Source organism: Vibrio sp. 10N.247.310.23 (genome assembly GCF_041467155.1).
Classification (GTDB): domain Bacteria; phylum Pseudomonadota; class Gammaproteobacteria; order Enterobacterales; family Vibrionaceae; genus Vibrio; species Vibrio crassostreae_C.
Genome location: NZ_JBFSTZ010000001.1, coordinates 292,343 through 317,534 on the forward strand (window position 1 = coordinate 292,343; position 25,192 = coordinate 317,534).

Consider the following 25,192-nt stretch of genomic DNA (forward strand, 5'->3'; position numbering starts at 1 on the left):
AGTCAATCGGTTCGCGATATTAGCGTTGTGCTGCGCGCTGGCGGTTCTTGCCGTTACTTGCAGGTTTGCCACCTTGACCATTGCCCGCTTTGTTACGGTTTGGTTTGCCATTTCCGCCGCCATTACCTTGTGATTGCTGACCACCAGGACCTTTCTTAATGAAGCCAGTCGCTGGTTTACGAGCATTGCCATTACCGCCACCTTGGTTAGCATTACCTTGGCTACCGTTGCCGTTACCATTCGGCTTCTTGCCACCCGGTTTCTTACCAGAGTGGTTACGTGGGCTTTCGCCACCAAGACCTGGCTGAGATTTACTGTGCTTAGTCGCAAAGCGTTGTGAACCGTGACGACCAGACTTACGACGTTGTGCCGGTGTTTGTGCATCAAAGTCTTCTGCTGGTACTAGGCAGTTTGCTTTGTCACCAATTAGGTGCTGTTTACCCATGCTGATCAGTGCTTCACGGATGATTTTCCAGTTTTCAGGATCGTGGTAACGAAGCAGTGCTTTATGCAGACGACGTTGACGATCACCTTTCGGCACAGGAACATCTTCACGCTTCTTATATTTCACGCGTTTCAGAGGGTTAGTCTCTGAGTAGTACATCGACGTTGCATTACACATTGGCGATGGGTAGAAGTTCTGTACTTGGTCACACTCGTAGTTGTGCTTTTTCAGCCACATTGCTAGGTTAAGCATGTCTTCATCTTCTGTGCCCGGGTGAGCAGAGATAAAGTAAGGAATTAAGTACTGTTTCTTACCGGCTTCAGCGCTGTACTTCTCGAACATCTCTTTGAAACGATCGTAAGTGCCCATGCCCGGCTTCATCATCAGATCCAGTGGGCCTTTTTCAGTATGCTCTGGAGCAATCTTCAAGTAACCACCAACGTGGTGAGTCACAAGCTCACGAACGTATTCTGGAGATTCAATCGCTAAGTCGTAACGTACACCAGAAGCGATCATGATCTTCTTAACACCCGGTACTTTTCTCGCAGAGCGGTACAGGTCGATAGTGTGTTGATGGTCTGTGTTTAGCTTTTCACAGATTTTCGGGAACACACATGATGGACGACGACAGTTAATTTCAGCTTTTGGATCTGAACAACCTAAACGGTACATGTTCGCCGTTGGGCCGCCCAAGTCAGAAATAGTACCTGTGAAGCCCGGTACTTTATCTTTAATGTCTTCGATCTCATCCAAGATAGATTCTTTCGAACGGTTCTGAATGATGCGACCTTCGTGCTCTGTGATTGAACAGAAAGAACAACCACCAAAACAACCACGCATGATGTTAACCGAGGTTTTGATCATGTCGTATGCTGGGATTTTCGCTTTGCCGTACATCGGGTGCGGAACACGCTTGTACGCAAGGCCAAACACGTAGTCCATCTCTTCTGTGGTCAATGGAATAGGCGCTTGGTTAATCCAAAGCTCGCGATCACCGTGACGTTGAATCAGAGCACGACCTGAGTACGGGTTTGTCTCAAGGTGCAGAATACGACTAGCGTGAGCGTAAAGAATACGGTCATTGTTTAGCTTTTCGTAACCTGGGATACGAACCGCTGTAGTTTTTGCATCGTGACGAGAAGGGCGAATAGTAATAGGTTGCGCTTTTACTTCTTCTTTTTCGTCTTTCTTGGTATCACACTGAGTTTCAACTTCGTACGGGTTAACCGGAACATACGCTTTGTTCGGCTTTTCGATACGAGAAGAGTCAATGATCTTGAAGCCTTCAGGGGCCGCAGGAAGATTGATAGCAGTACCGCGGATATTGGTCAGCGTAGACATGTCTTCACCATCGGCAATGCGGTGTGCTACTTCAACCAATGCACGCTCAGCGTTACCAAAAAGAAGAATGTCAGCTTTTGCATCAAACAATACAGAGCGGCGAACTTTATCTGACCAGTAGTCGTAGTGAGCTACACGACGTAAGCTCGCTTCAATACCACCAAGCACGATTGGCGTGCCTTTGTAAGCTTCACGACAACGTTGAGAATAAACCAGAGTTGCACGATCAGGACGCTTGCCACCTTCATTGTTCGGAGTATAAGCATCATCGTGACGTAATTTGCGATCAGAGGTGTAGCGGTTGATCATGGAGTCCATGTTACCCGCTGTGATGCCGAAGAATAGGTTAGGTTTACCTAGCTTCATGAAGGCATCTTTATTGTCCCACTTTGGTTGAGCAATAATGCCCACGCGGAAACCTTGAGCTTCAAGCAGACGGCCGATGATAGCCATACCAAAGCTCGGGTGATCGACATAAGCGTCACCAGTTACAATAATAATGTCACAGCTATCCCATCCAAGAGCATCCATCTCCTTTCTACTGGTAGGCAAAAAGGGTGCAGTTCCGTAGCACTCGGCCCAGTATTTTTTGTGTTCGTGAATAGGAGTGATATCGCTGTACATATTTCAACCTCTGATTTTTGAGGCGGGAATTATAGCGGCATGAGCCTAGACTAGCCAGTAGAACATGCCCCTGTTAGTTCTGGTGTCTTTCGTCTTTTTACGGTAAATGGCGATAAAAGAGCCATACAACAGCATAGTTGAAGCCTTGAATAACGTCGCTAATTTGTGATTTTGATTAGTGTTCGCAGCAGTTTTTGATATTATTCGCGAAAATAAGTCTGAAGAAGTAGATCCACAATGGTCGAAACGTTATTAGTACAATTTGCTCCGATGCTTTTAGGAGCCCAACTGATCTTAACCCTCATCTTGGTGAAAGGGGATATTTGTCCGGGGCAGCGTGGTCGTATCCACAAGATGTTACCTGCGATTGGCGTGCTGTGGCTTGCCGTTGCCTCAGTAAAAATTGAAGCCTTTCTGGTCGTGTTTGCGATCTTTTATTTCTATTCTCAAGTTCAAACTAAGAAGACACGCGATTCTGGCCCTATTTGGGTGATGTACTTAGCTTGTGGTTTGGCATTGTCTTACGTTGCTATCCAAGCGACGGAACAAGCAACTACCGTTGGTATCATCACTACTGTATTGCTAGTGGCACTGTTAGGCTCAGCGTTTGGCCATTTACTGCTGACGATTGCAAGAACACGCTTACAGGCATTTCACCGTGTTCTGCCTGTTGTTGGTGTTTTGACGGGCATGTTGGTGGTTTTGGCAACAGTCGTGAGTGTCTATTCTTTGTCTGAAGCTCAACTAGAACCAGTGATTTCAACGCTACTGTTCAGCTTTGCTTTGCTAATCTCAGCTATCGTGGTGTGGTGTTGGCATCTACTGTTCGTTAAAACCCCGGAAAAACTTCAACTGACGGTTTCGTTACTGATGTTATTGGCTGCGGCTGTGGGTTTAACGCCAGTGTGGGCACTTTAATCGCGCACTTTCATTAATTACGTGCGCTCATTAATCACGCATTCTCTTTAAGAAGTGTGATCAGTTTTTTAGCATGGCCTTGGTAAGCGTTCTAAACTTAATTTTAGTCGGTGTGTTCGTAAGGAGTACGAGATGGATTTAAGCAACGTCAAAGGTTTCGATAGCATTATCTTGCTGGGAATCGTGAATGAGAAACTTCGCCTAGAGTGCGATAGCTTTGAAGAGCTGATCAGTATGTATGAAATGGATATAGAAAGTGTCGTGGGCAAGCTCGATATGCTTGGCTATCAATACGACCCATTGACTAACCAGTTTAAGTCTTATCCAAGATAGTCTATTTTCGCGAATCAACAGATATCGAAAATCATCGATACTGAAACTAAAAAGTCACAGATTATCTGTGACTTTTTTTGTTTCTGGCGTTTGCCTTTCCGATTTAATACAGGCTTAAGCTAGCTCAATAATGAACCTCTTAAACGACCTCAATACCATCTAAGTGACTCTTACTCTGCTGTCTTGCTGTGCTAAAGAAAGCCTGTAGGTAACGTTTGTCTTTTTCTGAGTTTCTTACTGCGGCAAACAGTCTTCTTGAAAGCCCTTTACCTAACGGTTTGCTGGCTATCAAACCTTGTCTTGAGAACTCACTGATCGCCCAGTTTGGTAGAGCCGCTACTCCCAAACCTGCTGATACCATTTGAACTAGCATTAACGTGTTGTCCGCTTGTTTCCACTTTTTAGGTTCTACACCCGCAGGCTGTAAAAAGTGCTTCACGACATCTAAACGCTGTTTTTGAACAGGGTAGGTGAGCATGGTGAGATCGCTAAGATCTTGCGGTTCAATGCTCGCTTTTTCTGCCAAAGGTGAGTTGATTGCGGTGATCAAACGCATCTCAAAATCAAAGAGTGGTTCGTAGTGAACCTCAGAGCGAGGCTGTATATCAGAGGTGATCACCAAATCTAGCTCGCCTGCCATTAGCGCGGGTAGCGGCTCAAACCCAAAGCCTGACGAGAAATCTAGCGTTACGCTTGGCCAAGCCACTTGATATTCCTTCAAAGCAGGCATTAACCATTGGAAGCATGAGTGACATTCAATCGCCATGTGCAAACGACCATTCATATCCTCTTTCAGGCTCGCGAGTTCGTTCTCCGCTTTAGCTATTCTTGGCTGTATCTCATCGGCAAGCCTAAGCAAAATCTCACCTTCAGAGGTGAACTTAACTGGTCTAGTTTTACGTAGGAAAAGCTGACCACCGATACGCGCCTCAAGGTCTTTCAGTTGGTGAGAAAGCGCCGACTGAGTCAAGTGAAGAGAAGTTGCCGTCGCTGTTAGCGAGCCGCTGTCTCTTAAGGTAGTCAATGTTCGAAGGTGTTTAAGCTCTATCATGAGTTTTCCTCATATTCCCTAAGCCAATTCAATATTTCTTAATAATCACCCTACGGGGTTTTCTTTCATTTGTAAACGTCTAGATGTCCAGATGGATTTAATTTTTTCAGCTTTAGATTATTCAAGATGAATATTTTTAATAAACAAGATGAATATTTGGACGTTGTTCATCGTTCAGATTAGGGAGATAGTTTAGCCATCCAGACGCCTTATAAAGAACTTAAACCATAAGCTAGGCAGTTTGATCGAACACTAAAAATTATTGAATAAGGAACAGGTTCATGACTACGACAACGCATATTTTAGGCTACCCACGTATCGGCGAAAAACGCGAACTCAAATTCACTTTAGAAAAATACTGGCGCGGTGAGATTAGCCAATCAGATTTAAAGCAACTCGGTAGCGAACTAAGAAATCGTAACTGGAATGTACAAGCTGACGCGAATCTTAGCTTTGCAACTGCGGGTGACTTCGCATGGTACGACCATGTATTAACAACGACTTTACTTCTAGGCCACGTACCAAAGCGCCATACTGGTGGTTCTGAAGATGAAAAATCCTTCCCAGATTTAGATACTTTGTTCCGTGTGGGGCGTGGTCAATCTCAGGTTCAGTCGACTTATTGCGGTGGTACGCATACGTCTAGTGACGGCACTAAAGATAGCTCTGCGGCTTCTGATATGACTAAGTGGTTCAACACCAACTACCATTACATTGTGCCTGAGTTCAGCAAAGACGATTCCTTTGAAGTGAGCTGGCCACAACTGTTTGACGAAGTGAGTGAAGCGATAAAATCCGGGCATAAGGTGAAGCCAGTTTTGTTAGGCCCGTTATCTTATTTATATCTTGGTAAAGAAGTGGAGGAGGGTTTTGATCGTTTATCTCTTCTTCCGCGCCTTCTTACCGCTTACCAAGCAATTTTGGCAAAACTCGCTAAGTTGGGGGTTGAGTGGGTTCAAATCGATGAACCAATTCTTTCGCTTGAGCTTGAGAGTCAATGGGCAGATTCATTCAAGTTGGCGTATCAAGTGATTCAAGGTGATGTAAAACTGCTGCTCACTACTTATTTTGATTCGGTGACTGATACCTTAGATAAGATAGTAGAGCTACCAGTTAATGGCCTACATATCGACTTAGCAGCAGCACCACAGCAACTTGATGAAGTAGTGGGTAAGTTACCTGAACACTGGGTACTTTCAGCAGGGGTGATTAATGGACGAAACGTTTGGCGAGCTGATTTAGCCGCTCAACTAGAGTTACTACAACCAGTGAAAGAGAAGCTAGGAGACAAACTTTGGGTAGCAAGTTCATGTTCACTTTTGCATAGTCCAGTCGACCTTGAGTTAGAAGATTCACTCAGCGATGAAGTGAAGAGTTGGTTTGCTTTCGCGAAACAGAAAGTGACCGAGGTGAGTATATTGGGTGCTGCACTAGACGGTAACCACAATGCTATCTTGGCGTGTGAAACCTACAGCCAGCCGATTGTTGCACGCAAGAGCGCGACTCATGTGAATAAGCCGCAGGTTCAAGCTCGTATTAACACCATTACCAAAACCCTAACCGAGCGAAGTGCTCCTTATGCCGAACGCGCTTCACATCAGTCTGAGGTGTTAGGTTTACCATTATTGCCAACCACAACAATTGGTTCATTTCCACAAACCGGAGAGATCCGTGTTCAGCGTAGTGCTTACCGCACTGGCAAACTGAGTGAAGCGGAATACAACACCGCGTTGAAAGGTCATATTGCGGATGCGGTGAAACGACAAGAAGCACTTGATTTGGATGTACTGGTTCATGGTGAAGCTGAACGTAATGATATGGTGGAGTACTTTGCTGAAAATCTAGCAGGCTTCCAAACTACCAAATTTGGTTGGGTACAAAGTTATGGCTCTCGTTGCGTGAAACCTGCGATTGTGGTTGCGGATATCGAGCGTGAAAAACCAATGACGGTGGAATGGTCGACCTATGCTCAATCTCTGACTTCAAAGCAGATGAAAGGCATGCTAACTGGGCCTGTTACTATCTTGTGTTGGACATTCCCACGTGAAGATATTTCACGCAAAGAGATAACCAATCAACTGTCGTTTGCGTTGCGAGATGAGGTGTCTGATTTGCAAGACGCAGGTATCAACATTATTCAAATTGATGAGCCTGCCATTCGTGAAGGTTTGCCATTGAAAAAGCGTGACCATGCAGAATACTTAGAGTGGGCAGTGGATGCCTTTAAGATTTCAGCGGCAAGTGCTAAACCAGAAACTCAGATTCACACCCACATGTGTTACAGCGAGTTCAACGAGATCATTGATTCAGTCGCTGCGCTAGACGCCGATGTGATTACCATAGAGACTTCTCGTTCGAACATGGAACTGCTGAAAGCGTTTGAAGAGTTCAACTACCCGAATGCGATTGGGCCTGGCGTTTATGACATCCACTCACCAAACATTCCTTCAGAAGAGTGGATTGTTGATTTACTTAAGAGAGCGGCAAAGAAAATCCCAGCAGAACGTTTGTGGGCAAACCCTGATTGTGGGCTGAAGACGCGTAACTGGGCAGAGACAGAAGCGGCACTGGCTAATTTAGTTTCAGCGACTAAAATGCTGCGTAAAGAGTGGGAGTCGGCAGAAGCATCAGCATAATTAAAGCTAGGGTGTTATCGTTCTAAAAACAAAAGTCTGAGAAAAGAAAGGCCTCGCATCTGCAAGGCCTTTCTTGTTTGTTACTAGCTTAACGTTAGAAATCAAATCTAGTTAATGCTCTGACATGTCTCTTTGCTGATTAGCTTTTCAACCATCAGTTGTCCGCGAGTGTTGCGAACCTTAATGTTGTAAGCCAAGCCCATGTCAAGGTTTGCTCTAACTTCAGAGTTGGTGCAGTAGCTGTTAACACTCATATCTACGACTTGGTTTAAAGGCTTAGCACCTTTAGCGTCTTGGTTGTAGATCATCATGATCTCGATAACGGTATTTTTTGCCAGCACACGCATGACTGACAGTGGGCCATACTCAATCGGCAGGCCGGCAGATAAAACGCCAGCACGGTGTTGCGCCATCATTTCAAGCTGTCTTTGTTGGTCTTGCTCACTTGAAGCACAGCCTGCGAGCAGAGCTAAAGCCAGAGAGCCAATAATCCATTTTTTCACGTTAAAATACTTTCTTGAATGGTTTTACAATGACATTTTGGTAGACACCTGCCTCAATGTACGGATCTGCGTCTGCCCATACCTGTGCGTCCTCTAAAGAATTAAACTCAGCAATTACAGTAGAGCCAGTGAAGCCGGCTTCACCAGGGTTGTCTGAATCAATCGCAGGCATTGGGCCAGCAGTCAAAAGTCGGCCTTCATCGTGAAGTGTTTGCAGGCGTTCTAGATGTTGTGGGCGAACACTTAGGCGCTTTTCTAATGAATTTTCGACGTCTTGAGAAAAAATCACGTACCACATATTGGTATATCCTTATTTTACTTCACTGAATTGGGGGCGTTTAAATTCGCTATCTTGCTAATTTACGCGAACTAATTGGTATTGGAAGAGCTAATGATAAGAAATTGTGAATTGGTGCGAGAGAGAAGTATGGTCTTTAGCGATTTCATTCGTTGAAACTAAAGACCGTCTACATTAGCAGCTTGGTGAAAAGTACTATTTATTGATTGGGCGAGGCTTACCACTTTCATCAACCGCAACGTAGTTGAATGTCGCGCCACAAACCTTGTAGCGGTCGCCGATACCGTGATCAAGTACAGGCTTAACCCAGACTTCTAGGTCGATATTCATCGAGCTGCGACCAATCTTAGTGCAGTCACCATAAACACACACAACATCACCCACTGAAACCGGCTGTTTGAACTCGATACTCGATACTGAAACCGTGACTATCTTGCCGTTAGATATCTCTTTTGCCAGTATGCCGCCAGCAAGGTCAAGCTGTGACATTATCCAACCACCGAAAATCTGGCCTGCTGCATTTGTATCAGAAGGCATCGCTAATGTGCGAAGAAGTAAAGAACCAATCGGGTTCAAAGTTGATTGAATAGTCATTGTCGTACTCTTAATGGTATTGATTGTTTTATATAAAAATAGATGTGTTTACGAGACTCGTGGTGGTCTAATTTTTAACGTCTTCACCGAACACAAATAATCAGCGGCCAATGATCACGAGTATCATTGGCCAATCGCATATTGATAATAATTGTATCAAATAGGGTATGAGGACTCATCCCTAAGGGCTATTTCTCGTCGGTATTTTTATCCGTTAACTCTTTCTGCTGGTCTTTTGGTAGATGCTTATAGATATAAACACCAGTGAGCAAGGTGAAGAGCAAGGTCGCGATGAGTAGACCAAACACTTTGAAGTTGACCCAAACATCCAACGGTAGGCTGAAAGCAACGTAAACGTTGAGAACGGCACATAGGGTAAAGAACAGCGTCCATGCCCAGTTGATCTTGCCCCATACCGAATCAGGCAGTGTGATCTCTTTGCCTAACATACCTTTAATCGCTGATTTGCCCATGATGTGACTGACCGTCAGGCCAATCGCAAACAGTGCGTAAACGATGGTGACTTTCCATTTAATGAAGTTGTCGTCGTGCAAGAAGATGGTCATGCCACCAAATACGGCAACCATTAGAAAGGTGATGACCTGCATTTTTTCGACTTTCTTGTAGATGAAATAAGTCAAAATAATTTGAACTGCAGAGGCAACGATCAAAGCGCCGGTCGCGGTATAGATGTCGTACATCTTATAAAGCGCAAAGAAAATAATGAGAGGAATGAAATCAAGAATTTGTTTCATGAGACACTGACTATCCAGTTAGTTGAGTTGCTGACAGTCTAACGAAAACTGTCTCGATGCTAAATAGCTCGAGACAATTGGGTGCCAATTAATTCAATCTAACCACTCATCGTGTTTAAAGAGTTGAAGCAGGTTATCGCATTGACGAGGTTTGATAGCGAGGTATCAGCTTTTTGATATCTTCAAGGTAACCTTCGCTCTTTAAGCTGTCTAAGGTGTTTTCGAGCTCTTGCTCACTCATGGCAAAACATGTCGATTTACCGGTCGTTAAGTCGAGATACTCGTGATATTCACGCTCTGTGAAGTGGCCAATTCTGTCCATTAATAGGGTTTTAATTCCATGGTGAATCAAGCCGTAATACGTATGTCTTTGTAAGGTCATAGCCTATCCTCCGTGACAAGCTGCAGTGAAACTGGTGCAACCTGCTGTATATTGATTGGGTTATCTATGACAAAGCAACTCGAATGCCATTTTCTCCAACGGAACAGAATAAATTCCCGGCTAAATAGAATTGAACTTCTTTTCAAATAGTTAAAGGAAGGTACGTTCTATTCTCTGACAATCAATACGAAACAGACATCAAATAGTTTCATTTTGAGAACGGAAAAATTCTCATTATGACGCTCTCCTGCCGCTTATAAAGAGGCCTACCAACAATGATTGCCGCTAATCGACGAGCCAATCAACAAGCGTAGATAAGGATGTATTTTGTCGATTCTTGGGCTGAATTAAGAAGTAACCATTTCCTGAAAAGACACTGTCTTCACTCACTTTCACCAATCTACCCAAATCAATATCTTGCTTGGCAAGCGTGATGTCGCCTATCGCAATTCCAAATCCTTGAATAGCTGCATTCATCGCTTGATCGAGTGTTGCGAACTGTTGGTTATTCTTGCTCGAAAGGTCATGACTTCCTATGTGCTCCAACCAAAGTCGCCAATCACTTTGTTCATTGTTGGCGTGTAACCACGTGTAGTGAGCGAGTTGGTGCGGTTTGATTAGAGAAGAGGAACCACTGGTAAGGTGATTGGGTTTGATGCTTTGCGCTTGGCAGACGGGTGCGAGTTGCTCGTTGAACAATAACTGGCTGACGATCGATTGTTGGCTCGGCTTCTTGCCATAGGTAATCACGGCATCGAACGGGTCAAAACTTGGCTCAAAAACATGCTTGATGGTAGAAGTGAGCTCAACATCAATCTCAGGGTAGGCTTCTTGAAAAGACATCAGTTTTGGTAGCAACCAAGAGGTAATGCAACTCGGTGCGTTTAGCTTAATTTTGGAAGGGGAACTCGCCACTTGGTTCAGTGCGGATTGCAGTCGCTGAATTGTATCTTGGATGAGCGGAACCAGTTCTTCTCCTTTGGGTGTTAATGACAACCCCCGAGCATGACGATAGAAAAGGTCGCACCCAAGATTTTCTTCAAACGTCAAAACTTGCCGACTCACCGCGCCTTGCGTGACATTGAGTTCATGTGCCGCGCGTGTAAAGTTGAGATGCCTTGCCGTCGACAGAAAGGCGAGCAAGGTTTTAGTTGAAGGCAACGTGTTATTCATGTCTATACCTATGAATTTTAATCATGGCTATTATGTAATTATTTCGATTCATTTATCAATAGTGTTCTGTTTGAATGCAAATACTTACTCATCATTTGTGATTCAATATGTGTATAACGCATCTATTTTGAATATGAAGGCAAGTGGTGAAGACATTGTGATTGAGTGGAAGGGATAGTTCTTTGACATCATTTATTGACAACTTAGTGCCTCAGGCTGTAAAAAAATTAATACCTTATCAATCGGCAAGAAGAATTGGTGGTGACGGACGTGTTTGGTTAAATGCCAACGAGTTGGAAAGCGCTTTGTTTCAAAACGAGACTAGTTATAACCGTTATCCAGATTTTTTTCCGCAAGATATTGCCAAGGCTTACCAAGCTTATTGTGGAACTGATGCCGAGACCTTAGCCGTTCGAGGAGCAGATGAAGCGATTGATTTGCTGATCAGAACATTCTGCAAACCAGCGAGCGATAATATACTGATTTGCTCCCCAACGTACGCGATGTATGAATTTTGTGCCGACGCATTGGCGATTGAAACACTCGACTCCCCATTACAGGAAGATTTTAGCCTAGATGTCGCTGATATCGTCAAAAAAGCCGATCGAGCAAATATTGTTTTTCTGTGTTCACCAAATAACCCGACGGGTAACGTGATTCCTAAATCAGATTTGATTCAGGTGCTTGAGGGAACCGAAGGTAAATCTTTGGTGGTGGTGGATGAAGCGTATATTGAATTTGAACCTCAGACGTCGGCGGTGAGCCTTATTGAGCGTTATCCTCATCTAGTGGTGATTCGTACTTTGTCGAAAGCGTTTGGATTAGCAGCTGTTCGTTGTGGTTTTATTCTGGCGAGTAAAAATGTGATGCAGTATGTCGCTAAGCTTATTCCGCCTTACCCAATGCCTGATTGCTCTTCTCAAATTGTATTGGAGGCTTTATCTGCTGAACGAATCTTGGTGATGTCAGATGCAACTTCAAAGCTTGTGGAGTTACGTGACCGCTTTGCTGACGAGCTAACGCAGTTTGATTTCATAGAACATGTCTATCCATCATCGACCAACTTCATTTTATTACGCCAAAAGCCAGGGCATGAAGTGTTCAGTGTATTGGCGAAAGATGGCATTGTGACCAGGAACCAAAACCATGAACCTGCATTACGCAACTGTGTTCGGATCACTATTGGTAGCCCTGAGAGTATGACTGAAGTTATAGCGTCACTAGCAAGCTACCAAGCACAGTTACGACAGAAACAACAATCTCAAGAACCTCAATTTCAACTTGATAAAAATCATATCTAGGATGGCAATGATGAAAAAGATAATACTAGGAATCGCTTGTGCGGCCGCTTTACTTGGTACCACTGTACAGGCAAAAGAAATCCGTTTGGCGTCAGATTTTACGTATCCGCCATTCAATTATAAAAATAGCGAAGGCGTACCTGTTGGCTTTGATATTGAAATAGCTGACGCCTTGTGTGAACAGGCAAAATTAGAGTGTACTTGGGTTTCGCAAAGCTGGGATTCATTAATTCCTAGCTTATTAGCAAGAAAGTCAGATGTGATTATGGCGTCTATGCGCATTACCGAAGAACGTAAAAGCAAAATATTGTTTACGGATAAGTACTACCAAACACCCGCTGTGTTTGTTGCAGCCAAAAGTGCAAAGTTTGATATTGATAAGCAAGGTCTCGATGGTAAAACTATTGGAGTACAGCAAGGAACGATTCACGATCGTTACGTAACCGACAAGTTTGGGGATGTCGCAAACATCAAGCGTTATACTGGGCAAGATGAAGTTTATTTGGACCTGCAAAATGGTCGCTTAGATGTGACTTTTGGTAATTCAGATCAACTTTCACTGGCTTTCTTAGATAAGAAAGAAGGTGAGGGTTTTGAATTCAAGGGTAAAGCCGTAACGGATAAAGCCTATATCGGTGAGGGTACTGCGTTAGCACTTAGAAAGCAGGATTCGAAGCTAGCTAATCAATTCAATGTTGCGATTGAAGAGATCAGAGCTAACGGTACTTATGACAAAATTGCTGCCAAGTACTTCACGTTTGATATCTATGGCGCTGATTTGTAATTCGTTTAACGCCTAAAAATTAGAACACCAAAAACAAAAATCCGAGGGCTGTAAGGCTCTCGGATTTTTGTTACAAACAATTCATCCTCTCAAGCTTCTCTCTATTGCCTTTATCTATTCTTGTTACCTAAATCCAACCGAAAACCTTGCCTTCATCACCTCACAAAGCACTGTTCACGACTCGCGTTTTCGAGCGAGGAGACCTTCTTTGTCGTGCTCCATAACTGAATTTAATGTCTTAAAATAACATAAATAGATCGATACTCTTTTACTAAGAGATTGTTCTTAAAGCAGTTGAAAGTAATCGAAATTACAAAAAAATCCAAAGTAGAACTGATTAATGGTCTAATTAGTCCCAAATATGATTGGTATCACAATCAATTAGGTTCTCAGGCCAATAGATAAACCTTAGTTCACAAAATATACATATAGTATTGTAATACAAGATTCATAGGGTAAGAATATTGTAATGAAACGTTACTGCTATGAGCGATGTGCAATTGAACGTTAGATTTCAAACTTAGCTATAGCGTTGCATATAAAAACTGTACCTCTTACAAAATGGATTCTGGAGAAGAACATGAAAAAACACCTACTGACGATTGCAGCGGCTTCAATTCTTATGGCATTTGGCGCTCAAGCAAAAACTTTGACGTTAGGGCATGCAATGTCATTAGAAAGCGCAGCTCACCAAGGCATGGTGATCATGGCTGATAAAGTTAAAGAAAAATCGAATGGTGAACTTACGATTAAGATCTTTCCAAACGGTCAATTAGGCTCTGAACGTGACCAAGCGGAGCAAGTTGTTACTGGCGCGATTGATATGGCCAAAATCAATGGTGGGTTAGCCGAATCTTTTGAACCAACGTTTAAGGTTAATGCACTGCCTTTCTTATTCCGTGACGTTCCACATATGAGAACCTTCATGCGAAGTGAAGCTGCACAAGAGATGCTGCTTTCAAGCGAAGGTAAAGGTTTCATCGGTCTTACATTCTATGATTCAGGCACACGTAGCTTCTACGCTAAGAAAGCCATCAACTCACCAGCAGATCTAGCTGGCATGAAAGTTCGAGTTCCTGGTTCTCCAACCATGATGGAAATGGTTAACTTACTTGGTGGTAAAGCAACACCTGTACCTTTCAATGAGGTATACACGGCTCTGCAACAAGGTGTAATTGATGGTGCTGAGAATAATATTTCTAGCTTAGTTGAAATGAAACACAGTGAAGTTGCCAAATTTTACTCTATGGACCAGCACATGATGACACCTGACGTGATCATCATTTCAGAATACAAATGGGGTTCATTAACGGCAGAAGAGCAAAAGATCTTAAAAGAAGCTGCTGCTGAGTCTCTTGAAGAGCAGATCAAAATCTGGGATGCAACAGATGACATGAACAAAGAGAAAGGAATGAAAGAAGGTGTCACGTTTGTTGAAGTTGATAAAGCCCCTTTCCGTGCAGCTGTTAAACCTATGATTGATGAGGCGAAAAAAGATCCAAAACTAGCTCCATTCATTGAAAAAATTGAAGCTCTTTAATCAGTCTTAGTGAAAATATAATTTTGCCTTGGCTTTGCTAAGGCAAAATTTTTTGAGGTATCACACCATGTTAGCAACTTTCAGAAACCTACTTGATAGGCTGATTCTTTTTGTCTCTTCTTTTGCACTAATGTTACTTGTCGTTACTGTCACTTGGCAGGTCTTTAGTCGTTATGTTTTGAATGATCCAAGTAACTGGACTGATGAACTTGCTCGTTATGCGATGGTATGGCTTGGCTTATTAGGAGCAAGCTACTTATTCGGTATCAAAGGACACTTAGCAATAACGTTATTGGATGGTTATCTTAAGGGTAAAGCACATATCGCATTACATGTACTCATCAATATCATTTCTGGCGCATTTGTATTTCTAGCAATGCTTCAAGGTGGCATCGCCCTAATGGGAAGAACCACACAACAACTCTCTCCAGCACTGCAATTACCGATGTCGACGGTGTATTCAATATTGCCGATTTCAGCCGTTATTATCCTCATTTATTTGGTCATGAATACGTTTGATCTTTTTTGTGAACCCAACAAAAAATAAGTTTTAAAAGGACTCTATATTATGGATTTGTCCATTGGTGTTTGGCTGCTAGGCCTATTCTTATTCATGATCGCGATAAGCATGCCGATTGCGATTGCAATTGCCATGTCATCTTTAACCATCATGTATTTCATCTTACCGTTTGAAGTCGCCAGTATTACTGCGGGTCAAAAAATCATTACCGGTATTGATAGTTTCAGTTTATTAGCCATCCCTTTCTTTATCCTCGCGGGGAATATAATGAATGTAGGTGGCATCGCGAGTCGACTCATCAACCTTGCAAAGCTCTTGGTTGGTTGGATCCCGGGCTCACTTTTTCACGTGAACATCTTCGCCAATATGATGTTTGGCGCCGTTTCAGGATCAGCCGTTGCAGCAGCAGCTGCGGTTGGTAAAACCTTAGGCCCAGAATTAGAAAAAGATGGTTATGATAAAAACTTAGCAACAGCAGTAAACGTTGCATCTTGCCCGGCAGGCTTATTAATACCGCCGAGTAATTCACTGATCGTATTTTCAGTGGTATCGGGTGGAACATCCGTTGCGGCGTTGTTTATCGCAGGGTATGTCCCAGGTATTCTAATGGGCTTAAGTTGTATGGTCGTCGCCTATTTCATCGCTAAAAAGAAGGGCTACAAAACAAGTGCCAATGACGGCTTCACAACGAAAGATGTGCTGAATATTGTTTGGCAAGCAACACCAAGCTTAGGGCTTATTGTTGTTGTTATTGGCGGTATTATTGGTGGTATATTCACTGCAACAGAAGGGGCATGTATAGCGGTTCTATACTCTTTTATACTGTCACTCTGTTACCGAACCCTCAAATGGGCACACTTTCCGATAATTTGTAGAGAAACGGTTCAGGTTACTGGCATTATGCTGTTCTTGATTGGTGCTTCTACCATTATGTCATGGGCAATGGCGTTTACCGGTCTACCAACCATGATCAGTGATTGGATGCTCTCTATTTCAGACAATCCAATTATCATCTTTATTCTGATGAACCTGATTCTACTGATTGTGGGTATGTTTATGGACCTTACGCCAGCCGTATTGATCTTTACCCCTATCTTTATGCCGATTGCTGAGCATTTAGGCATGCATCCAATTCACTTCGCGATGATGATTATCTTCAACTTATGTATTGGCATTGCAACGCCACCCGTTGGTACGGCGCTATTTGTGGGTTGTAGTGTCAGTGGCTCTAAGATTGAAAACGTTATAAGAAGTATCATGCCGTTTTGTGCCGTATTGATCGTCACACTGTTGGCCATTACTTTTATTCCTGAAATTAGTTTGGCTCTGCCTCGTGCGTTTGGACTCATCAATTAGCCTGACAAGGGTAAGATTTACCGACTCAATATTGATCATCACCTAATAAAAAACCGCCTGTGTGAAGGCGGTTTTTTTATCAATCAAAACTGAAGCTTAATATTACGCTTGCTGTTTTTGTAGCTCAGTTTCTTTCGCTTCGTCTTCGATTAGAGAATCAACGATGACTGCACATGCTGCATCACCAGTGATGTTCAGAGCAGTACGGATCATGTCGAAGATACGGTCTAGAGCGAACAACAGAGGTAGACCTTCGATAGGGATACCAGCCGCTAGAAGAACTGCAACCACTAGGAAAGAAGGACCAGGAACACCTGCTTGACCAACTGCACCTAGGGTAGACGTTACGATGATAGCAACGTAAGCACCCATAGAAAGGTCGATGTTGAACAGCTGTGCGAAGAAGATAGCAACTAGGCCGTAGTAAATTGCGTTACCAGACATGTTGATCGTCGCACCAAGAGGCAGAACGAATGAAGCCGTAGAGTTACGAACGCCAAGTTCTTTCTCTACCGTTTCCATTGTTACTGGCAGTGTCGCCATTGAAGATGCTGTTGATAGTGCAACCGCTTGAGGCTTCTTCATCGCCACTAGGAACTTCTTCGCAGAAGTCTTAGTGAAGATTTGAATCATTAGCGGGTAAGCAACAAAGCCGAAGATTAGAATCGCAGCGATGTAAACAACGAACAGTTTGAACACAACCATAAGTGCGCCAAAACCGAATGTACCCACAGCTTCTGCCATTAGGCCGAATACGCCAAGTGGTGCAATGATCATAACCTTGTTGATCATCCAAACCATAGCGTCAACAATCGCGTTTACGCCATTGATGATAGGGTCACGTTTCTCTTTCGCTTGTTTAGAAATCGCAATACCGAAGAATAAGCAGAAGACTAGAATTTGCAGAATGTTTGCTTCATTCAGTGATTGGAAAACGTTGGTCGGGATCATACCCGTGATGGTTGCCCAGAACGTTGGAAGTTCGCCTTTCGCAGCGTATTCAGAAGAGAACATGCCTTCAACGCCAGAAACATCGATACCACGACCCGGTTCGAATATTTCACCCATTACTAGCGCTAGTGCTACAGCAAGTGCAGACGTTAGTGCAAAGTAACCTAGAGTGGTCACGCCCACTTTACCTGCTGATGAGCTGTTGCCTAGACCAGCAGCACCTGAAATTAGGGCAACCGCGACTAGAGGGATAACCAGCATCTTGATCAAATTGATGAAGATAGCACCCAGTGGAGCGAACATAGTTGCGCTGTCACCCATCATCGCACCGACTAGGGTACCGATGATCATTGCAATAACGACTTGAACGCCGATGTTGCTTAGTAAACTCTTTTCTTTTAACACTTCCATAACCTCTGTGCTACTAAATATAAAAATCCCAGAACTACTCACCAATGTACGATGTACCATTGGATTAATATTTCGCGAGAAGTTTTACACGTATCCTTTACATTTATCAATATGAGCAGAGATGAAAGAACACCAAAAAGCAGTAATCAAATGTCATTTGATGATTTTTTACGCTAAAGCAAACGATTGCTTTTTGATTTGTCATTATTTTTATAAATGGTAGTGATATTTGGGTGGGGTATTATAGATGTGCTACGGGTTTGTATGAGGTGTTGTTTTTATCAGAAATTTAACAATTGAGAGGGTTTGGACGTGTTCTCGGAGAAAAACTCCCACAGCGCAAATTATCGCACTAGTGGGAGCCTATTTATTATTTTTGCGTTGCCGCTTTCATTGGTGTAACAAACTCAGCAAGTGCTTTAAGCATTGCTTCTGGTTGTTCAACGTTGTTTTCAATGATTTTCACAACTGCTGAGCCAGAGATAGCACCAGCAGCGCCAGCTACAATTGCTTCTTTCACTTGTTCAGGAGCCGAGATACCGAAACCAAGCAGTGCTGGTGGCGCATCAAACTTGTTCAAACGATCAAGTAGGGCAGTCACAGGCATGTTTGCTTTGGTTTCTGCACCCGTTACGCCAGCACGAGAAAGTAGGTAAGTGTAACCACCACCTAGCTCAGAAACCGATTGAAGCGTCTCATCACTTGCTGTTGGTGGAGCAATAAAGATTGGGTGAACGCCAAACTTCTTAGCTGCAGCAACAAACTCGCCACTCTCGTTGGTTGGTACATCAGCAATCAATACTGAATCGATACCTGCATTAGCACAACGCTCGTAGAAGTTCTCGATACCACGTGCGTACACCAAGTTTGCGTACATCAGTAGGCCGATTGGTAGCTCTGGGTATTTAGCACGAATTTGACCAATAAGATCAAAACACACATCTGGCGTGACTTTAGAATCTAACGCACGAATGTTTGCACCTTGGATTGTCGGGCCATCTGCAAGCGGATCTGAGAATGGAATACCAAGCTCAAGTGCATCTGCACCCGCTTCAACCAAAGTTTCCATGATCTTAAGCGATTGCTCAGGGTTAGGATCGCCAACTGTTACGAATGGTACGAATGCGCCCTGATTCTTTTCAGCTAAGCGAGTGAAGAGTGATTGATAGCGATCCATTATAATGCTCCTTTCTCTTTAAGAATGTCGTGTACAGAGAAAATGTCTTTGTCACCACGGCCAGATAAGTTAACGACTAATAGCTGTTCTTTCTCTGGATCATCGTGAGCCATTTTGATTGCATGAGCCAAAGCATGAGATGACTCTAGCGCTGCGATAATACCTTCGTTACGTGCGATAGCTTGGAAAGCTTCTAGTGCTTCGTCATCGGTTACGTTGTCGTATTCAGCACGGCCAATAGCATTTAGGTGCGCGTGTTGAGGGCCAACTGATGGGAAGTCTAGACCCGCAGATACAGAGTAAGACTCTTCTACTTGACCATTCTCATCTTGCATCAGTGGTGCTTTCATACCGAAGAAGATACCAGTTTTACCGTGTTTAAGCGGCGCGCCGTGTTGGTCGGTATCAATACCTTTACCAGCAGGCTCTACACCGATTAGGCGTACAGACTCTTCTTCAATGAAATCCGCGAACATACCGATAGCGTTTGAACCACCGCCGACACACGCGATAACTGCATCAGGAAGGCGACCTTCACGAGCTAGAATTTGGTTCTTCGTTTCTTCACCAATCATGCGTTGGAAATCACGAACAATCGTTGGGAATGGGTGAGGGCCCGCTGCAGTACCCAATAGGTAGTGCGCGTCTTCATAAGTTGCCGACCAGTCACGTAGCGCTTCGTTACATGCATCTTTTAGCGTTGAAGAGCCAGAATGAACAGGGATAACCTCTGCGCCCATTAGCTTCATACGGAACACGTTCGGGCTTTGACGTTCAACGTCTTTTGCACCCATGTATACACGACACTTAAGACCTAGTAGAGCACACGCTAGAGCCGTTGCCACACCGTGTTGGCCTGCCCCAGTTTCAGCGATGATTTCCTGCTTACCCATACGTTTTGCTAGCAATGCTTGACCAAGTACTTGGTTTGTCTTGTGGGCGCCACCGTGAAGTAGATCTTCACGCTTAAGGTACAGTTTGGTTTTTGTGCCTTTAGTTAGGTTACGAGTCAACGTTAGTGCCGTTGGACGACCAGCGTACTCTTGAAGAAGCGTCATGAATTCGCTGCGGAACTCAGGATCGGCTTGTGCATCGATAAATGCTTGTTCAAGTTGGTCTAGTGCTGGCACTAGGATCTGCGGTACGTATTGACCACCGTATTCACCAAAGTAGGCATCGAGTTTAGCCATTGTGTTATTCCTTCAATTCTACTGATGTGTATTCACACCAAGTCATTTAATCTTGTTTGAGCTTCGCAAAAGGCAAAGCTCACAAATATGTTTTTAGTTTCTGCTTTCTAATTTCTAGCGCCGAGTTTGGACTAGTAATTGCGAATCGCTGCAAAAGCACGTTGCAGTTTGTCTGCGTCTTTTTTTCCTGGAGCGGATTCAACGCCAGAGTTTAGGTCTAATCCTAAGCAACCCAACTTAGCCGCTTGGTTAGCATTTTCTGGGTTTAGGCCACCCGCCAACATGATTGCGCTTTGGTTGTTGATTAGGTTCCAATCGAACACTTGGCCTGTGCCACCAGTTTGAGAACCCACTTTAGTATCTAGCAGGTGACGAGTCACGTTGCTTTCCAGTAATTCTGGTAGCGAGCTCTCAGCATCGGGAGCAACACCGTAAGCTTTCCAAATCTCAACGCTTTCAGGTAGTGACTGTTTTAGCTCATCGACAAACGCTTGAGACTCATCACCGTGCAATTGCACAGCGAACAGGCCTAGCTCAGAAACCGTTTTCGCAACGTCAGTAACGCTGTGGTTTTGGAACACACCCACGTAGTTCAAAGGTGCGCCGCTCATAGTCAAACGAGCCGCTTCGATATCCACATGACGCTTAGATGCTTCAACGAATATCAGACCACCGAATACCGCACCAGCTTGATAAGCCTTTGCTGCATCGTCAGAGTGAGTTAAACCACACACCTTGTTTTCACCCAGTGTTACTTTGCGTACCGCAAGCTCGAGGTTCTTCTCTGCCATTAGAGAGCTACCGATTAGGAAGCCATCTGCAAACGTTGAAAGGTCACGAACTTGTTGATGTGTGTAGATGCCAGACTCTGAAATCACAACTGCGTTTGGAGCCAGTTCGCGAATCAGCGGCGCCAACTCTTTAGTACGGTTCAAATCAGTCGAAAGGTCACGAAGATTACGGTTGTTAATGCCGATCACCTTAGCGTTTAGAGCGACTGCACGGTGAAGCTCTTCTTCGTTGCTGACTTCGGTCAATACACCCATGTTGAGTGAGTGAGCGACTTCCGCCAGCGCTTTGTACTCTTCGTCATCTAATACCGATAGCATTAGCAAGATAGCATCAGCTGAGTAGTGACGAGCAAGGTAAACTTGGTAGGTATCAACCATGAAGTCTTTACAAAGAATAGGTTGCTTAGCAATGCTGCGAACCTTTGGTAAAAACTCGAAGTCACCTTGGAAGTATTTCTCGTCTGTCAGTACTGAAATTGCGTTGGCGTGGTTGTTGTACACCGATGCAATGTAGTCCAAATCAAACTCGTCACGGATTAAACCTTTTGACGGAGATGCCTTCTTACATTCAGTGATGAAAACCGTTTGTTCGCCGCTCAGTGCATCATAAAAGCTGCGGTCTGTTGCGGTTAACGCTGCTTTAAACTTGTCCAATGGTTGAGTTTGCTTACGTGCTTCAACCCATTGGTATTTATCACGAACGATTTTTGCTAATACTTCCGCCATTTCAGCTTCTTTGACTGAAACGTGGGTCGACAGTTTATCGGTAGTCTGTGTCATGTTCTTTGTCTCGATTCGTCGTTCGTTAGGCGTGTGCAGCAAGCTTTTGTACAAGCTCGTATGCTTTGCCAGAGTTCATCGCGTCAATTGCTTGCTGTGCGTTGGCTTTTAGGTCTTCGTGACCAAACAGACGCATCAGTAGAGCAACGTTGACTGCCACTGCGCCAACTTGAGCATCAGTGCCTTTACCCGTCAGGATATCGGTTGTGATGGCTTTGTTCTCTTCTGGCTCGCCGCCCTTGATTGCTTCAAGAGGGTGAGTGTTCAGGCCAAAGTCTGCCGGTGTCACTGTGTACTCGTGAATTTTGCCATCTTTAATTTCAGCAACGATTGTCTCGCCATGAATAGCCACTTCATCAAGGCCGCTACCGTGAACAACCGCCGCGCGCTTCATGCCCATTTGCAGCATGGTTTCTGCGATAGGGCGTACCAGCTCTTTGCTGTAAACACCCATTAGCTCGATGTTAGGGCGAGCAGGGTTAATCAGTGGGCCAAGAATATTGAAGATAGTGCGCGTTTTCATTGTTTGACGAACCGGCATCGCGTGACGTACACCAACGTGATATTGCGGAGCAAATAGGAATGCTACGCCAAGTTCATCAACAGCCGTACGTGTGTCTTCAGCTGTCATCGCTAGGTTGATACCGAACGAATCCAGTAAGTCAGAAGAGCCTGATTTGCTCGATACGCTGCGGTTACCGTGCTTCGCGACTTTTAAGCCACACGCTGCGGCAACAAATGCAGAAGTCGTCGAGATATTGATGGTGTTGTGACCGTCGCCACCTGTACCTACGATGTCTGCGAAATCGTAATCAGGGCGCGGGAACGGGTTTGCATTCGCAAGTAGTGCTTTTGCTGCGCCTGCAATTTCATCGGGCGTTTCGCCTTTGATTTTCAGTGCAGTTAGCGCAGAAGCCATCAAGATTGGGTCTAGTTCACCCTTGATGATCACATCAAATAACTGTTGGCTTTCTTCTTGAGTAAGAGACTGCTGTTCGTAAAGTTTATTAATCTGTTCCATGATCGTTTCCTATATCGTCTTTTTCTCAAGAGCCCATTCGATAGCGTTTGCTAGAAGCGTTGCACCGTAGGTCGTCATAATTGATTCAGGGTGGAATTGGAATCCACACACCTTGTCTTGTTCTTGAACCACAGACATCACCAAATCATCTACTTCAGCGGTCACTGTTAGGCTATCAGATACATGCGTTGCCACTAAAGAGTGGTAGCGAGCGATAGCCAATGGCGAAGGTAAGCCTTGGTAAGTCGCATGGTTTTGGTGTTCCATCATCGACACCTTACCATGAATGATTTCGCCAGCGCCTGCAACGGTGCCGCCATAGGCTTCAACGATTGCTTGGTGGCCTAAGCAAATACCAATCATTGGTACTTTACCTTTTAGAAGCTGAATTAGCTCTGGCATACAGCCCGCATCTGCTGGAGCGCCAGGGCCTGGCGAAAGCAGTGCAACAGGGTTGTCTAGTTCGTTGATCGCAGCTTCAACAACCTTTGCCGGAATGTTGTTACGGTAAATCTTTACGCTGTGACCTAATGAACGAAACTGGTCTACAAGGTTGTAAGTGAATGAGTCGAAGTTATCGATGAATACAATATCAGCCATGATTACGACTCCTTCTTGTTTGATGTGTTCTGATTTACTGCAGCGCTTTTAGTGTGTGCAGCTTGAATCGCTGAGATAACCGCTTGTGCCTTGCCGCGAGTTTCATCGGCTTCTGCTTGTGGGTCTGAGTCAAATACGACCCCAGCGCCTGCTTGTACTTGTGCCACGCCATCTTCAACGTAAGCAGAGCGAATTACGATACAAGTATCTAGAGTCCCTTCACCAGTTAGATAACCGACTGCACCACCGTAGCTACCACGACGCGTTTTTTCTACGTCTCGAATAAGCTGCATTGCGCGGATTTTTGGTGCGCCCGTTAGCGTGCCCATGTTCATACAAGCTTGGTAAGCGTGCAGAGCATCTAAGTCTTCACGGAGCTGACCAACAACACGAGAAACCAAGTGCATTACATGGCTGTAGCGGTCTACTTTCAGTAAGTCTGCTACGTGGCGAGTGCCAGCTTCGGCAATACGTGCCACATCGTTACGCGCTAGGTCAACTAGCATCATGTGCTCGGCGTTTTCTTTCTTGTCGGTACGCAGTTCAAGCTCGATACGGCTGTCTAGGTCGAAATCGATTTGACCGTCAGGGCGCTTACCACGACGACGAGTACCAGCAATCGGGTAGATCTCGATTTGGTTGGTTTCTGTCTCGTATTTCAGCGCGCTTTCTGGAGATGCACCGAACAGGGTAAACAGCTCGTCTTGCATGTAGAACATGTAAGGGCTTGGGTTGCTTTGTTTGAGTTCTTTATAAGCCGCCAGTGGGGCAGGGCAAGGTAGAGTGAAGCGGCGTGAAGGTACCACTTGGAATACATCGCCTTTAACTACGTACTCTTTTAAATCACGAACCGTTTGGCAGAAGTCTTCATCTGAAACGCTAGGTACAGCTTCAACGTTGTCTAACGGCGTTACTTCAGTGATGGCTTTCAGGGACTGACACTGAGTTTGAATGTCGGCTAGACGGTCAGTTAATTGCGCTTTGATGTTGTCATCTTGAGCAAATAAGCTCGCGTGAAGTAGGCCTTCGTTCTCTTGGTGATCGAAACGCAATAGTGTTTCAGCTACGTAGAATACAAAGTCAGGACAATTGTTGGTTGCTTCAGCATCACCTAGTGGCTCAAAGTTTGCCACGATGTCGTAAGCGAATAAGCCCGCCATGAATAATGCGTGTTTGTTATCCGCGTCTTGCTCAAAGCTGTGCTGAACCAAACGCAGTGCATCGAATGAAGAGGCTTCTCTTAAACGTGAGTCTTCGTCTAATTCGTTGCTTGGTTCGATAAAAGTCAGCGTCAAAACGTTATCAGTAAGGTCAGATTTAATTTCTGCTTTCACGTTTTGAGTGAGATGTTCGATAAGCGCTTGACCGTTTTCAGTCAATGCTTGAAAGGTTACTTCATGTCCGCGACATACGATGCGAACAGCAGAGTCGATAAGGAGTAGGCTTGTCAGGTTCTGTTTAGATTCAATCTCGGCAGATTCCAACAAAAGACTATCAGTTTTGTTTTCACACAAAGTATGAAAAACGCTGGTTGGATCTTGCGAGTAAGGAACTGAGGAATTGATGACCTCAATGGTTCCCAGCTTTTTGATTTCAATGGCCTTGTTCACAAGACCTCCTTTATGATTCTTTAAATTTCCTGCCGTACATAGTCGCATAAAGATACCTTTCACCCAATCTAGAATATGGTCAATTCGATGATTTGTTAGTCAGTTGA

23 protein-coding genes are annotated in these 25,192 nt (G+C 44.3%); 8 read left to right on the top strand and 15 right to left on the bottom strand.

Translation table 11 applies throughout. From position 1 onward, the window contains the following. Positions 1–19: 19 nt before the first annotated feature. Positions 20–2,317, bottom strand: coding sequence for a YgiQ family radical SAM protein (locus AB6D93_RS01265; protein ID WP_017067347.1), 2,298 nt, complete (start codon positions 2,315–2,317; stop codon positions 20–22). 330 nt (positions 2,318–2,647) lie between these two features. Here AB6D93_RS01265 and AB6D93_RS01270 point away from each other — a divergent pair, with 330 nt between their 5' ends. After that, positions 2,648–3,328 (top strand): hypothetical protein, encoded by a 681-nt coding sequence (locus AB6D93_RS01270; protein WP_017062029.1) that lies wholly within the window; start codon positions 2,648–2,650, stop codon positions 3,326–3,328. 132 nt (positions 3,329–3,460) lie between these two features. Beyond that, positions 3,461–3,661, top strand: a complete 201-nt coding sequence (locus AB6D93_RS01275) for a DUF4250 domain-containing protein (protein WP_004736508.1) — start codon at positions 3,461–3,463, stop codon at positions 3,659–3,661. A 139-nt stretch (positions 3,662–3,800) separates the two neighbouring features. Here AB6D93_RS01275 and AB6D93_RS01280 read toward each other — a convergent pair whose 3' ends face one another. Next, positions 3,801–4,712: a LysR substrate-binding domain-containing protein gene (locus AB6D93_RS01280; protein ID WP_102332475.1), complete on the bottom strand. Its 912-nt coding sequence runs from the start codon at positions 4,710–4,712 to the stop codon at positions 3,801–3,803. A gap of 281 nt (positions 4,713–4,993) precedes the next feature. On the opposite strand from AB6D93_RS01280, the gene metE reads away from it, so the two are divergent. Further along, positions 4,994–7,348: a 5-methyltetrahydropteroyltriglutamate--homocysteine S-methyltransferase gene (metE, locus tag AB6D93_RS01285; protein WP_102332474.1), complete on the top strand. Its 2,355-nt coding sequence runs from the start codon at positions 4,994–4,996 to the stop codon at positions 7,346–7,348. A gap of 107 nt (positions 7,349–7,455) precedes the next feature. On the opposite strand, the gene AB6D93_RS01290 is transcribed toward metE, so the two are convergent. The 6 genes from AB6D93_RS01290 to AB6D93_RS01315 form a co-directional block, all read right to left on the bottom strand. Beyond that, positions 7,456–7,851, bottom strand: a complete 396-nt coding sequence (locus AB6D93_RS01290; RefSeq protein WP_010437997.1) for a GspS/AspS pilotin family protein — start codon at positions 7,849–7,851, stop codon at positions 7,456–7,458. 1 nt (position 7,852) lies between these two features. Continuing rightward, a complete protein-coding gene (locus tag AB6D93_RS01295; RefSeq protein WP_010437999.1) occupies positions 7,853–8,149 on the bottom strand; it encodes a YciI family protein in 297 nt (98 codons plus the stop codon). 195 nt (positions 8,150–8,344) lie between these two features. Continuing rightward, positions 8,345–8,743 (bottom strand): acyl-CoA thioester hydrolase YciA, encoded by a 399-nt coding sequence (gene yciA / locus AB6D93_RS01300; protein WP_017061510.1) that lies wholly within the window; start codon positions 8,741–8,743, stop codon positions 8,345–8,347. Between the two features lie 188 nt (positions 8,744–8,931). Then, the gene (locus tag AB6D93_RS01305; RefSeq protein ID WP_017061509.1) at positions 8,932–9,498 is read right to left on the bottom strand and encodes a septation protein A; all 567 of its coding nucleotides are present in this window, start codon (positions 9,496–9,498) and stop codon (positions 8,932–8,934) included. A 133-nt stretch (positions 9,499–9,631) separates the two neighbouring features. Next, positions 9,632–9,880: a hypothetical protein gene (locus AB6D93_RS01310; protein WP_017069991.1), complete on the bottom strand. Its 249-nt coding sequence runs from the start codon at positions 9,878–9,880 to the stop codon at positions 9,632–9,634. A 285-nt stretch (positions 9,881–10,165) separates the two neighbouring features. Then, complete coding sequence (locus AB6D93_RS01315; RefSeq protein WP_102332473.1) at positions 10,166–11,053, bottom strand: LysR substrate-binding domain-containing protein; 888 nt, start codon at positions 11,051–11,053, stop codon at positions 10,166–10,168. Positions 11,054–11,235: 182 nt separating this feature from the next. Here AB6D93_RS01315 and hisC point away from each other — a divergent pair, with 182 nt between their 5' ends. The 5 genes from hisC (at position 11,236) to AB6D93_RS01340 (ending at position 16,554) form a co-directional block, all read left to right on the top strand. Beyond that, positions 11,236–12,354, top strand: coding sequence for a histidinol-phosphate transaminase (gene hisC / locus AB6D93_RS01320; protein WP_102332472.1), 1,119 nt, complete (start codon positions 11,236–11,238; stop codon positions 12,352–12,354). Positions 12,355–12,364: 10 nt separating this feature from the next. Further along, a complete protein-coding gene (locus AB6D93_RS01325; protein WP_102332471.1) occupies positions 12,365–13,138 on the top strand; it encodes an ABC transporter substrate-binding protein in 774 nt (257 codons plus the stop codon). Between the two features lie 580 nt (positions 13,139–13,718). Further along, a complete protein-coding gene (locus AB6D93_RS01330) occupies positions 13,719–14,678 on the top strand; it encodes a TRAP transporter substrate-binding protein (RefSeq protein WP_017063537.1) in 960 nt (319 codons plus the stop codon). Positions 14,679–14,745: 67 nt separating this feature from the next. Further along, positions 14,746–15,225: a TRAP transporter small permease gene (locus AB6D93_RS01335; RefSeq protein WP_004736522.1), complete on the top strand. Its 480-nt coding sequence runs from the start codon at positions 14,746–14,748 to the stop codon at positions 15,223–15,225. Positions 15,226–15,246: 21 nt separating this feature from the next. After that, entirely contained in the window at positions 15,247–16,554 is a 1,308-nt protein-coding gene (locus AB6D93_RS01340) for a TRAP transporter large permease (protein WP_010438025.1), read from the top strand. A 102-nt stretch (positions 16,555–16,656) separates the two neighbouring features. Here the strand turns inward: AB6D93_RS01340 and AB6D93_RS01345 are convergent, their stop codons facing one another. The 7 genes from AB6D93_RS01345 to AB6D93_RS01375 all read right to left on the bottom strand — a co-directional run bounded on the left by AB6D93_RS01345 (position 16,657) and on the right by AB6D93_RS01375 (position 25,085). Continuing rightward, complete coding sequence (locus AB6D93_RS01345) at positions 16,657–17,976, bottom strand: dicarboxylate/amino acid:cation symporter (protein ID WP_372050086.1); 1,320 nt, start codon at positions 17,974–17,976, stop codon at positions 16,657–16,659. A 310-nt stretch (positions 17,977–18,286) separates the two neighbouring features. Continuing rightward, a complete protein-coding gene (gene trpA, locus AB6D93_RS01350; RefSeq protein WP_102332470.1) occupies positions 18,287–19,093 on the bottom strand; it encodes a tryptophan synthase subunit alpha in 807 nt (268 codons plus the stop codon). Beyond that, positions 19,093–20,283 (bottom strand): tryptophan synthase subunit beta, encoded by a 1,191-nt coding sequence (gene trpB, locus AB6D93_RS01355; RefSeq protein WP_060982409.1) that lies wholly within the window; start codon positions 20,281–20,283, stop codon positions 19,093–19,095. Before trpB ends, trpA begins: the two co-directional genes overlap by 1 nt. 131 nt (positions 20,284–20,414) lie before the next feature. After that, positions 20,415–21,854 carry a bifunctional indole-3-glycerol-phosphate synthase TrpC/phosphoribosylanthranilate isomerase TrpF gene (gene trpCF / locus AB6D93_RS01360; RefSeq protein ID WP_102332469.1) on the bottom strand — a complete coding sequence of 480 codons (1,440 nt, stop codon included), beginning with the start codon at positions 21,852–21,854 and terminating at the stop codon, positions 20,415–20,417. A gap of 25 nt (positions 21,855–21,879) precedes the next feature. Beyond that, on the bottom strand, positions 21,880–22,875 hold the full coding sequence (gene trpD / locus AB6D93_RS01365; RefSeq protein ID WP_102332468.1) for an anthranilate phosphoribosyltransferase: 996 nt from the start codon (positions 22,873–22,875) through the stop codon (positions 21,880–21,882). A 9-nt stretch (positions 22,876–22,884) separates the two neighbouring features. Next, positions 22,885–23,475 carry an aminodeoxychorismate/anthranilate synthase component II gene (locus AB6D93_RS01370; protein WP_010438041.1) on the bottom strand — a complete coding sequence of 197 codons (591 nt, stop codon included), beginning with the start codon at positions 23,473–23,475 and terminating at the stop codon, positions 22,885–22,887. 2 nt (positions 23,476–23,477) lie between these two features. After that, positions 23,478–25,085, bottom strand: coding sequence for an anthranilate synthase component 1 (locus tag AB6D93_RS01375; protein WP_017070758.1), 1,608 nt, complete (start codon positions 25,083–25,085; stop codon positions 23,478–23,480). Positions 25,086–25,192 lie beyond the last annotated feature (107 nt).